Consider the following 11,139-nt stretch of genomic DNA (forward strand, 5'->3'; position numbering starts at 1 on the left):
GTGCCGTTGTCGTTTTTGGCGACTTTCATATCATAACATCAATCAATCATCGATGTCAACAACTTTTTTTAAAGCAGTTAATCGCTTGTTGCAGCGACGAATACTAATATACCATCTACAAATCATAACGTCAATACTCTTTTCAAAAAAATTAATCTACAAAATAAAAAAACTGTTTGTATCCAGAGCTGCCAACTTCTCGCTCCTCGACTTTAAGCTTTCTCTTATCAACTAGATGGCTAACGAGTAATTCTAAATCAACTTGATAGGTAGAGAATTCTTCTATTTGCATCAGCTCATTCATTGTTAATGCACGGCTCATTTTGTGCAATACATAAAAGAAATGCTGCGTTCCGATTTCTATTTTAGATTGGATCGCTAACTCGGTCGCCAACAATAATAATTCTATTCGCTTTTCAACTGATTCGTTACTATAAAATAATTCCTGATATAATTTATAAATCGGTGGATCGATTTTCTTCACTAGCTCCCAAACGGCAATTTCAGAATAGATCCCTTGATTGACGACTGACAAACGTGCTAAATGATGAAGGGCATGCATCATATGATTGTACGAATCAAAATAATGCCCTTCACGGAAAAAGGTTTTTCCTTCTTCAAACCTTCTTAATAATTTACTGAACTGAATCGTCAGCTTCTTTTGTCGGTCTCCCTCAGGTAATGTATCAATTCTTTCCTTAATCTTACGTAAGCATTCATTCCGGTCAAACACAATTTCTCCGTTCACAATCCAATCAATTAACCGGCGATGATTTCCTAATAGCAATGAATGATAAACCTTTTCTATAGTAAGAGAGTGGAACGAGATTGTTTTATTCTCAAGCATATAATGCTGAATATCCCATGAATGATTGGCATCACTTTTTACTAATAGAATGATCACATCAAATCCATCCGTTATCGTTAATGGTACATTCGCTTTCTCCACCACAATAATTGCTAAAGTCCCGTCTTGGCTCGCATACTTTTGGTATAATTGACGAAGAGATTGATTGATCACCATACTACCTTCACTCCCTATTCCCTATTATGAACGATAAACTTATAATAACTATTCTCCCATTACTAGAAAAATCCTTCTAAAGACAATTCATTTCTCTGTCAATTTCCTGTTACTTCTTCTATGGTATAATTAGTAGGAAGAGTAAGGAGGGAAAAGGATGGGATTGAAATACTCAAATAAAATCAACAAAATCAGAACCTTTGCCTTAGGTCTTGTTTTTGTCGGGATATTAGTGATGTATATCGGGATCTTCTTTCGTGAATCTCAAGTGATTATGATCATCACGATGCTGCTTGGACTGTTATTTGTTATGTCTAGCACGGTCGTTTATTTTTGGATTGGCATGCTATCAACGAAAACGGTACAGGTTATTTGTCCAAATTGTAGTGGTGCAACGAAAATGCTCGGGCGTGTAGATGCTTGTATGCATTGCAATGAACCATTAACATTAGATAAGTCATTAGAAGGTAAGGAGTTCGATGAAGCTTATAATAAGAAGAAATTGAAGCACTAAGTGATAATTGACTATCATTATCATGAATACATTCTCATTTACGAGCTAACGCAAAAAGCAATGGAGCCACATAAGTTGGCTTCTCATTGCTTTTTCTCATGTCTAACAAAGCACTAATTGTAAAAAAAAAGAACCCAAACAGATTTGATCCGATTGAGTTCCACCTTTAATGTTGCTTATTTTTATTTTGGCAATCCGGACATATACCGTAAATTTCCATGCGGTGATTTAACACTTTAAATCCTGTTACATGCTCCGCAAGTGTCTCTACCTCATCTAAACCTGGATAGTGAAAATCGACAATCTTGCCACATTCCTTGCAAATAACGTGATAGTGATCTGATGTAACTGAATCAAAGCGACTCGATGAATCACCATACGTTAACTCCCTTACGATACCAGCTTCCTTAAAGACGCGTAAGTTGTTATAAACAGTCGCGACACTCATATTTGGAAAACGTCCCTCTAACGCTTTGTATATATCATCAGCCGTTGGATGGGTCATTGATTCAAATAGGAATTCTAGAATCGCATGACGTTGAGGAGTCATACGCACACGAGTACTTTTCAGCATTTCAAGTGCATCCTGTAAGCGATGACCAGACATAGTCATGCACCTCTCTTTCTAAAAAACCATTCTTACTTTATAATAAGTATAATATCGAATCGAGACGTTGTCAATCAAGGTGATTGGAGGAATATCTCTTCGCTACTGCTGACTCATTGCCAGAAACGGGGCCGAATCCTTCACGTCAACCAAGAATGACGTAAAACGATGAGCTTGAGTGTTCTTTCGTTGCTTTTTCTTTTCTAATTGAAGACAGGCTTCTTTCATTGCATCCTTTAAAGCAGGGACATCCTGTTCCTCCACCCCAAATAAGAAGGTTGTATTACCTTTACGCCAAAATCCGCCCGAACTTGCAAGCTCAGTCATGCGATATTCCTTCTGTTTCAGTTGCCTTTCAACCTCATCACGATAGAAATTATCTATAATACATACAAGCAGTTTCATCGCAATCCCCCTCAACCTTATTATTTACATATATTCTTCTATTCAGTAATTGGTGCTTATGTGCACTACTCTTCTACTACTTCCTTAATATAAGACAACGCCTCTTCGACATGGTCCTTCACGCGAACTTTCCGCCATTCTTTAATGAGCGTTCCATCCTGATCGATCACAAATGTTGAGCGTTCAATCCCCATATATTCCTTACCAAAGTTCTTTTTCAATTTCCAAACATCATACAATTCACTTACTTGATGGTCTTCATCAGCTAATAAATAAAATGGCAAGTTATACTTTTCTTTGAATTTCTCATGTTTTGAAATAGGATCTGGACTTACGCCAATGATAACCGTGTTTAAGTCAGAGAAATCATCGATACGGTCGCGAAAATCACACGCTTGTGTCGTACATCCTGGTGTCATATCTTTAGGGTAAAAATATAAAATGACATATTTACCATGAAAGTCTTCTAATGAGACACGCTCTCCTGATACATCTTCTAAAGTAAAGCTTGGTGCAGGTTGTCCAACTATCATGCTCATCACCCTTCCCTTTTTTCTACACTTTTTCTTTCTTCTAGAGTAGCCGATGCGACAAAGAAATACAACTACCGACTTATTTCCTAGTATTAAGAAATGTACTCATAACAAATGCGGCAGGAAGAAGAAAGCCGATGAGTGCTTGGACAATCGCAAATATTCGCCCCATCAACTGGGACAATATCGCCATATCCGACTGATAGCATCGTAATCGCACTAAAATAGATGATATCGATTATACTAGTCGTTTCTCCTTCAATCACTTGAATGCCAACTAATTCAATACCGGTATAAAGAATCGCAAAAGATGAGATTAACGTTAAATAGACGAGTATAAGCAACGCAAGATGTCTTAACGATACGAGATGAGTTGAAGGCTTAGGCTGATATCGCAAGAGCATTAACAAGCTTACAATCGTTCCAATTGTAGATATTAATAATATCGTAATGACGAGCAGCTGCATTTGTCCGCCTCCCTTACTTTCTACGTATATGAGGAAACAATCTGCAGTAGAATGTTAATTTTTTCATAGTTTTTCTACTTTTTTACTGGTAAAATAGCTACGGAACATTCGTACTTATATTTAAGGAGTGGAGGCGGAATTCGTGCACAAATTAACAGATGAACAGCTGTTACATGTGTATTTTCAAGCAAAGAGAGAAAAGTTACCTACAGACTTTATTTTACTAATAGCAGATGAACTAAAAAGACGTAATCTCGAATCACATGTAAAGATATCTAATTCATCCATACTATATACCTCATCAGCAATTTCTAATAAGCAGCACTTGCCCTCGTTATCCAACTATGATTGAATACTATCATGACATGGATTAATGGATAGGAGAGATCACTGTGAATTGGTCGAAATCAGAACATTATTATAAAGAAGCGAAAGAGCATATTTTAGGAGGGGTGAATAGTCCTTCACGGGCATACAAAGCGGTTGGCGGTGGTACGCCGATATTTATGGAGCGGGCGAAGGGTGCGTACTTTTGGGATGTTGATGGGAATCAATATATTGATTATTTAGCGGCTTATGGTCCAATTATTACAGGACATGCTCATCCACATATAACAAATGCGATTCAAAAAGCAGCCGAAAATGGCATCCTTTATGGGACACCTACGAAATTAGAAAATACATTTGCGAAAATGCTGAAAGAAGCAATCCCTTCATTAGAAAAGGTTCGCTTCGTTAATTCTGGTACTGAAGCAGTTATGACGACGATTCGTGTTGCACGGGCATACACAGGTAGAGACAAAATTATTAAATTCGCCGGCTGCTATCACGGTCATTCCGATCTTGTGCTTGTTGCTGCTGGATCGGGGCCATCAACACTCGGTACCCCTGACTCTGCTGGTGTAACAAAAAGCATCGCTAAAGAAGTGATTACCGTTCCTTTCAATGACATTGATGCCTATAAACAGGCACTCGAGAAATGGGGAGACGAAGTAGCTGCGGTTCTGGTCGAGCCGATTGTCGGTAACTTTGGCATCGTCGAGCCGGTGGAAGGCTTTTTAGAAGCGGTGAATACTCTTACACATGAGCACGGTGCATTAGTCATATATGATGAGGTGATAACAGCCTTTCGTTTCATGTATGGTGGTGCTCAAAATTTACTTGGCGTTGAACCTGATATGACGGCACTTGGAAAGATCATCGGCGGTGGTTTACCGATTGGGCTTATGGTGGAAGAGCAGATATTATGGAAAAAGTAGCTCCGCTCGGTCCTGCTTACCAGGCTGGAACGATGGCCGGAAATCCTGCTTCGATGAGTTCTGGTATTGCTTGCCTTGAGGTTTTACAGGAGGAAGGCATTTACGATGAACTTGATCGCCTAGGAGCTCGTCTAGAGGATGGCATTTTAAAGCTAGCGGAGAAACATAACCAGTCGATTACGATCAATCGTTTGAAAGGAGCATTAACTGTTTATTTCACGAACGAAACGATTACCAATTATGAACAGGCAGAGCAATCAAGCAGTGAACAATTTGCCGTATTTTTCAGGGAAATGTTAAAAAGAGGAATCAATTTAGCACCATCAAAATATGAAGCATGGTTTTTAACGATTGCACATACTGATGAAGATATAGAGAGAACGTTAGTCGCCGTCGATGAAACGTTTGCTGTTATGAAAGCAGAAAATTAAATACAAGTAGGGATCAAGATGAAATTAGGTGCTCGTATTTTTAAAACTGGTTTAGCGGTTATTCTATCACTCTATATCGCCAGTTGGATCGGACTTGAGCCTCCGACCTTTGCCGCATTGACTGCTGCACTCGCCGTTCAACCATCGATTTATCGTACATTTCAAACGATCGTCGATCAATTTCAAGCAAATATAATCGGAGCGGCTCTTGCCGTCCTGTTCGTGCTAACATTAGGGGCTGATCCGTTTGTGGTCGGGTTAACCGTCGTTTTAGCGATTGCCCTTATTTTGAAAATTAAGCTTGAGCCAACAACGATTCCAATTGCGATTGTAACAATCATCATTATTATGGAAAGTCCTGATGCTCATTTTATTGAATTTGCCTTAAGTCGATTTTCATTGATTTTATTGGGGGTTTGCTCAGCCTTTGTCATTAATTTGCTCTTTATTCCGCCAAAATACGAAACGAAGCTTTATCAAAAGCTTCTAGACGTATCAGAAGAAATTCACCGTTGGCTGCAATTATTTATTCGGCAAAGTGCTGATCACCAGGCTCTCAAAAAGGATATCGGACACCTTGAGGAAAAATTAGTGGCCATCGACAGCCTCTTCCTCTATTACAAGGAGGAACGGAATTACTTTATGCGGAATAAATACGCGAAAGCACGTAAAGTCGTCCTATTCCGGCAAATGGCACTAACAACAAGGAAATCACTATTCGTCCTTAAAAACTTAGAAAGTCGCTTAGGAAACCTTCATGAGCAAGCACCAGAAGTCCATACGTTGCTAGAGAAGCAGCTTTACGAGTTAACGGCCTACCATGAACAATTATTGCTGCACTATGTCGGTAAATCTCATGTCGAGAAGACCGACCCAACAAAATCAATTTTAAATGAACGCAAAGAATTACTATTCAACCAATTAATCGTCTTACGTGATAACGGGACGTTAACGTCAGAGGAATGGATGCACACATTACCTATCATCACTCAGCTAATGGAATACCAAGAGCAACTCGAACACCTCGAGCAATTAATGGATAGCTTTTTTAGCTACCATACGAGCGAGAATAAAGTAAAAGTATAGCAACTGGCGAAGCGGTTCTGATAAACGTGTAACGTGCGGAGCCGTTGCTTTTTTTGAAATATCTAGAGCTTTTTTGAATGATTTAAAATGATCTAATTTTGATCTATAGTTGTATTAGTTTTGTATGTGAAGATAAATGGAAAAAGTGCAGTAATGAAAAAGGTTGTTACTAAATAGATCGTAACCACTAAGAATACATTTCGCTGATATTGAAGAAGAATAAATATTATGAATAGCAAACAGCCTTGAGAAATGACAGATGTGATCCTTGATGACAAAGGAAACTGATGTTTCGTTTTACATTTTTGACATTGAATTGGTTTATAGCCGAACCAATATGATTTCATTACATCTTTCCACTGTATTCGACTATGACAGCCATTACATTTTGGTAAGCTCATACCTCACCTCCTGTATCCACTACATCTCTTTATAGTTTAACATTATTCCCTTTTATGTTGATAAATAAAAGCATTCCTTGTTGGAGGAATGCACTGTTTAGTAAAAATACCAATTAGTTTTTCCCTATAGAAAACCCATCAAAAAACTGTCCACCAAAGGGCTGTAAGACATCATCAACTATTTGAATAACTTGCTGTTTTTCACCGGTTTTATAAAAAATATCAAAAGCCTCTACAAAATGATTTGCGAATTCTTCATCATAATTTCTTAAAGAACGAATGATCCATTTTGATGCACCCATCCATTGGCGGTTTGTTCTCAAAACGAATTCGCTTACTAATTCAGCGAGTGTATTAGCAATAAATAATTCTTCTGCTCTCTTAGAACAGCCTATAAAATCATCCAATGCATCCGTAATAAAATATCTCTTTGTATTTATAGTTTCTTCTGACCATTCTTTTGGACCGTTAATTAATATATCCTTTGCCTCTTTTTTTATGGAATTAATGATTCCTTCATCTTTTAGGACGATTCCTTCTGAAACCATCCTTGGCATTGAAGGTCTTGCTCTTTCAAAGTCCATTTGGAAAAATTTCTTATAAGAGGTTAAGTTATGTACAAAGATCTCTATAGCCCAACCGTAATCAATTAATGACTCTCTGTAAGATGAATTTAGGTTTTTCGCAAAAATAACAATATCAAGATCAGAGGTTTCAGTTGCTTCCCCGCGAACCACACTTCCTGCTAATAATGCTGCTTGACAATTCGGGAAATACTTATTAATAAATTCGTGTGCAGCTTCGATAGGGGCTAACTTATTTAATTCCCTCATTGTTTTCACCTCTTATTTATTCTACTAACTTGCTGTAATTCAATAAGAAAAAGCTATCCCCTCGGTAGACTTAATACAGGGATACATAATAACGCAGAAAAAACTACATTTGATCTTAAGTTGTATAAGTGTTGTATGTGAAGATAAATGGAAAAAGTGCAGAAATGAAAAGGACACTATTCGAATAACTTGCTGTTTTTCACCGGTATTATAAAAAATCCCTGCTTTATTACATAAAGTCTCCTCTAGCTGTACAAACTTAGAGTAAGTTATCAGCCATAAATTTGTGAGGTTTCATATTGTCCTTTTTCAGATATATCCGCAACTATTGTATGTCCCCAAAATAAGTCTCCGTCATTATAATGTAATCCTGCATTACCTTCACAGAAAAATAAGATACCCTCAAGTTGAATACGACTTATGAAATCTGACTGAGATATTATTTCCCTCCATTCCATGTATCATTATGTAAATCAAGCAAGTCCCGAGAGATTCTTTCTTTTATAATCGCCTCATGCTGTACTATTATATTTAATGTGTTTTCTACTGCTTTAAATACATCATCCACATTGGATTCTTCAATAGAAACTGTAATATCAAAAAATTTATTAATAAGTTCAATTTTACCTGTGAATTCTTTTCGTTCAGAATCAAACTTTAAATGCTCCTTCATATTATTTTCCCTTTCCATGTTAACTTGTTTTTTGTATTCTGCCCGCTCGCACCCTTTAGTGGAACAAACTTCTGTTTATTTACTAGCTAATATAGTAAATTCCCAAGGTATATTTTCATCATTCCATCCACGATGTTCATCAAATCTTTGTAAAGTAAAACCAGTTTTAATCACTGAATTGATTATTTCACTTAATGTATAATACCTTATTGAAACATCTGGGAAATCTTGCTGTTCTGACTCCTCAAAAAATGTCATCTATTATGGAACAGAAGAATAGATGAACAACAACATGAACATGAGAATCCCATTCAGCATGTTGATGATTTTCCCCTATATATATTGATACATTCCAAATTTCTTTTGCCTCTACATTTAGTCCAGTCTCTTCCAAACACTCTCCCACATCTTCATGGTTATTTCCCAAACTCTATCTTAACAATATCTGGTTCTCTTCCTTGTCTTGTAAGGATGACGATAGCTTCATAGTCATTTTCCCATTCAATAGATATTTTGTCTGGTATTTTTGTTTTCATGATACTTTTATTATCGTAATTAATCCTTATGGTAGGGTCGGGAAAATCATCTATTTTAACAATCTTGATTGAGTTTATATTATTGGGAGAATCGCTTACCTTTAGCTCGGTTTCTTGGGGCGATAAGAGATACCAAGCTACTATAATAATAACTAGAAGTCCTAAAGTGACTACACCGAAAAAACAGCCAATTTTAGTTAATAATTTTGTTTTTTCTCGTTTTACGATGTGATTATCATTCCAATCCATTATTATGTCCTTTCTCACACTTACTCGAGATCCATCATATCGAGGTAAGTCCGTTCAACAATAAGTTCTAACTACTTAAATATAATGGGAGGTTGTTTCGAAAAAGCATCCCTTGTGTAGAAGGGATGCACTAAGTTAGTTCAATTTTTTACTATTTTTAACATCGAGTTAGCATTTAACTGAAACTCATAAGGAACGTTCACTTCTTCAACGGTGCAGCCATTCTTTGTTACATACTTTATTATTTTATCGAGATGCTCATATCTTTTCCCCTCTAAATCCACCAATGGGAAAATACGAACTTCCTCTTTTGTAACTCTTACTAACTCATTTAGCGTTTCTATGTGAAAATCATAATCTAGCCTATCCGCATACATAAATAGAAAATGTGCAGAGAGAAGAAGATCAAATTCCTCATCCTTAAATGGTAAATCAGGTAAGGTAACTGGAACATATCTTTCTCTACATTCCTTCATATCTTTGGCACAATCTTGTAGGGCGTTTAATCGATGGTTTCTAAGACCTTCTATATCTTTGAAATAATCCCATCTGTAATTGCTTTCGGCTTTTTGCACATGCTCCATTGCGTGTGCAATATCCTGTATTCCTTTATTTTTTAAGGCTTCACTCGAATGATCGTAAGCAATATCACAGGCTGTAATGTCTATACCTTTTTTATTACCAATAGCAGTAAATGAACAAGCTCCTGCTGGACAATCGAGTATTTTCTTTCCTTGCAGTTCTTCTTCTGAAAGCGAGAACATCTCAACATACTCTTCAAAGGTTCTTCCAATAAAAACAATTCTCTCTAAATCTAACTTTGTACTCTTCTCATCTATACTCAACTAAACTCACCTCTTCTAAAAGATTACTTTTATATTACCATAAATTAGAAACGTTCAGCTATAACAAGGGAAATTTTCTCCTTTATGATGCTCAAACTGTCGTATCTCTTCTTGAATTTCTCTAGGTCTTTTTTAGGACTGTTGATATAACAGAACAAGGAGCTGCCGAAAAACAACAGCTCCTACAGTTATTTTTATATAGATCTTAAATTACCCATTATCACAAAAAAAATCCTAACCTCCTAAAAGCTAGTTCGCCCACTATACCTATGTCTATGTGGAGTATCACCGTCAACAGTCGTTACTCCACTGAATTCATGGTAATGCCCTCCTTCTGGGAGGAAAATTGCTGGTCCAGTAACACCTTGAATTTCATGTCGATGTCGTGCGTCAAAGCTAGTAAAAGTGCGATAATGATGTGTATGTTGTACATCATTAGGAGCCGGTTCTGTTGTTCCAGCATAACGATGGTCATGCCCTACATCAAATGATGTTACTCCTCTAAATTCATGGGTATGAACAGGCCTGCCATCCCATGAAGTTATAAAAAGTCTATGTGAATGTTCACAGCTATCTTCATCAGAATGATAAAGAAATCCAGTTACTGGTACGCTTGTCATCTAAGCCCTCATCCTTTCACTTCAGTTTTTACATTTTATGTTAAACATAAAAAAAGTGCGAATATTAGAAGAAGACGAGAAGTAGGTAGCCTATTTTTCACGCCATTTACTTTGTTATACAAAGAATTTTTAAGCAGGAAAGTAAATAAAAAAGTAACTGCTATTGTTTGGTTATCAGTGTATTTCACCTTCTAGTTATCGTAGCTATTTTTAATTGAACTAAGAAATGATTAGATCAAATACCCAAAAATTAGGCTTGTATATAGGTAGAAGTCTATGAACATTCATCTCGAGAATCATATAGTGTAATGTACTACACAATCAAATTATAAAGGAGAAATTAACATGAATTATCCAAATGGAATGGTACCTTACAATAATCAGTTGGTTTATAATCAAAATATGGTAGATGGACAGCAGCACGACGAACAACGTTTTGCCCAGCCTTTCGGACAGCAGCAGTATGGGCAGCCTTACTATCCTCCTTTTCAACCTAGATGTCGTTGGGTCCGTGAATGTCGATGGGTGTTCCGTTGTTTTCCAAGAGATCAGTACTCACCTTATGATTATGGTGGCGGATCATTTTAAATTCAAAGCTGGCTAGCTATCTCAGTTCCTTCTCTATGCTGTATTTGAACAACTTAATGAATAAATTA

At 36.8% G+C, this 11,139-nt stretch carries 17 protein-coding genes and 1 pseudogene; 5 read left to right on the forward strand and 13 right to left on the reverse strand.

Going from position 1 to position 11,139, the window contains the following annotated elements; genetic code table 11:
- Nucleotides 1-151: 151 nt before the first annotated feature.
- Nucleotides 152-1,024, reverse strand: a complete 873-nt coding sequence (locus JCM19034_RS18415; RefSeq protein ID WP_231687035.1) for a nucleotidyltransferase-like protein — start codon at nt 1,022-1,024, stop codon at nt 152-154.
- A gap of 157 nt (nt 1,025-1,181) precedes the next feature.
- Here JCM19034_RS18415 and JCM19034_RS18420 point away from each other — a divergent pair, with 157 nt between their 5' ends.
- Nucleotides 1,182-1,538 (forward strand): YgzB family protein, encoded by a 357-nt coding sequence (locus JCM19034_RS18420; RefSeq protein WP_062052076.1) that lies wholly within the window; start codon nt 1,182-1,184, stop codon nt 1,536-1,538.
- A 166-nt stretch (nt 1,539-1,704) separates the two neighbouring features.
- Here JCM19034_RS18420 and perR read toward each other — a convergent pair whose 3' ends face one another.
- The 4 genes from perR to JCM19034_RS18440 all read right to left on the reverse strand — a co-directional run bounded on the left by perR (nt 1,705) and on the right by JCM19034_RS18440 (nt 3,550).
- Nucleotides 1,705-2,145, reverse strand: coding sequence for a peroxide-responsive transcriptional repressor PerR (gene perR, locus JCM19034_RS18425; protein ID WP_062052078.1), 441 nt, complete (start codon nt 2,143-2,145; stop codon nt 1,705-1,707).
- 102 nt (nt 2,146-2,247) lie between these two features.
- Nucleotides 2,248-2,550 (reverse strand): cyclic-di-AMP receptor, encoded by a 303-nt coding sequence (locus JCM19034_RS18430; RefSeq protein WP_062052080.1) that lies wholly within the window; start codon nt 2,548-2,550, stop codon nt 2,248-2,250.
- 65 nt (nt 2,551-2,615) lie between these two features.
- Entirely contained in the window at nt 2,616-3,089 is a 474-nt protein-coding gene (gene bcp / locus JCM19034_RS18435) for a thioredoxin-dependent thiol peroxidase (protein ID WP_062052082.1), read from the reverse strand.
- A gap of 86 nt (nt 3,090-3,175) precedes the next feature.
- Entirely contained in the window at nt 3,176-3,550 is a 375-nt protein-coding gene (locus JCM19034_RS18440) for an ion channel (protein ID WP_062052084.1), read from the reverse strand.
- Nucleotides 3,551-3,692: 142 nt separating this feature from the next.
- Here JCM19034_RS18440 and JCM19034_RS18445 point away from each other — a divergent pair, with 142 nt between their 5' ends.
- The 3 genes and pseudogenes from JCM19034_RS18445 to JCM19034_RS18455 all read left to right on the forward strand — a co-directional run bounded on the left by JCM19034_RS18445 (nt 3,693) and on the right by JCM19034_RS18455 (nt 6,326).
- Nucleotides 3,693-3,902, forward strand: coding sequence for a sporulation histidine kinase inhibitor Sda (locus tag JCM19034_RS18445; protein WP_062052086.1), 210 nt, complete (start codon nt 3,693-3,695; stop codon nt 3,900-3,902).
- A gap of 40 nt (nt 3,903-3,942) precedes the next feature.
- A pseudogene (locus JCM19034_RS18450) lies at nt 3,943-5,240 on the forward strand (glutamate-1-semialdehyde 2,1-aminomutase).
- Nucleotides 5,241-5,258: 18 nt separating this feature from the next.
- Complete coding sequence (locus JCM19034_RS18455; RefSeq protein ID WP_062052088.1) at nt 5,259-6,326, forward strand: aromatic acid exporter family protein; 1,068 nt, start codon at nt 5,259-5,261, stop codon at nt 6,324-6,326.
- Nucleotides 6,327-6,418: 92 nt separating this feature from the next.
- Here the strand turns inward: JCM19034_RS18455 and JCM19034_RS18460 are convergent, their stop codons facing one another.
- The 8 genes from JCM19034_RS18460 to JCM19034_RS18495 form a co-directional block, all read right to left on the reverse strand.
- On the reverse strand, nt 6,419-6,727 hold the full coding sequence (locus tag JCM19034_RS18460; protein WP_062052090.1) for a TIGR04104 family putative zinc finger protein: 309 nt from the start codon (nt 6,725-6,727) through the stop codon (nt 6,419-6,421).
- A gap of 113 nt (nt 6,728-6,840) precedes the next feature.
- On the reverse strand, nt 6,841-7,560 hold the full coding sequence (locus JCM19034_RS18465) for a nucleotidyltransferase domain-containing protein (protein ID WP_062052092.1): 720 nt from the start codon (nt 7,558-7,560) through the stop codon (nt 6,841-6,843).
- A 272-nt stretch (nt 7,561-7,832) separates the two neighbouring features.
- The gene (locus JCM19034_RS25355; protein ID WP_082394222.1) at nt 7,833-8,018 is read right to left on the reverse strand and encodes a DUF2262 domain-containing protein; all 186 of its coding nucleotides are present in this window, start codon (nt 8,016-8,018) and stop codon (nt 7,833-7,835) included.
- Nucleotides 8,000-8,233 carry a hypothetical protein gene (locus JCM19034_RS18470; RefSeq protein WP_062052094.1) on the reverse strand — a complete coding sequence of 78 codons (234 nt, stop codon included), beginning with the start codon at nt 8,231-8,233 and terminating at the stop codon, nt 8,000-8,002. The genes JCM19034_RS25355 and JCM19034_RS18470 overlap by 19 nt, the downstream gene beginning before the upstream one ends.
- Nucleotides 8,234-8,477: 244 nt before the next feature.
- The gene (locus JCM19034_RS23590) at nt 8,478-8,627 is read right to left on the reverse strand and encodes a hypothetical protein (protein WP_231687036.1); all 150 of its coding nucleotides are present in this window, start codon (nt 8,625-8,627) and stop codon (nt 8,478-8,480) included.
- 22 nt (nt 8,628-8,649) lie between these two features.
- Complete coding sequence (locus tag JCM19034_RS18485; RefSeq protein ID WP_062052100.1) at nt 8,650-9,018, reverse strand: hypothetical protein; 369 nt, start codon at nt 9,016-9,018, stop codon at nt 8,650-8,652.
- Nucleotides 9,019-9,158: 140 nt separating this feature from the next.
- The gene (locus tag JCM19034_RS18490; RefSeq protein WP_062052102.1) at nt 9,159-9,863 is read right to left on the reverse strand and encodes a hypothetical protein; all 705 of its coding nucleotides are present in this window, start codon (nt 9,861-9,863) and stop codon (nt 9,159-9,161) included.
- A gap of 242 nt (nt 9,864-10,105) precedes the next feature.
- Complete coding sequence (locus JCM19034_RS18495; protein ID WP_062052104.1) at nt 10,106-10,483, reverse strand: YmaF family protein; 378 nt, start codon at nt 10,481-10,483, stop codon at nt 10,106-10,108.
- 345 nt (nt 10,484-10,828) lie between these two features.
- Between JCM19034_RS18495 and JCM19034_RS18500 the strand changes: the two genes are divergently transcribed.
- Nucleotides 10,829-11,071 carry a hypothetical protein gene (locus JCM19034_RS18500; RefSeq protein WP_062052106.1) on the forward strand — a complete coding sequence of 81 codons (243 nt, stop codon included), beginning with the start codon at nt 10,829-10,831 and terminating at the stop codon, nt 11,069-11,071.
- Nucleotides 11,072-11,139: the final 68 nt, after the last annotated feature.

Source organism: Bacillus sp. JCM 19034 (assembly GCF_001310635.1).
GTDB lineage: Bacteria > Bacillota > Bacilli > Bacillales > Bacillaceae_D > Halalkalibacter.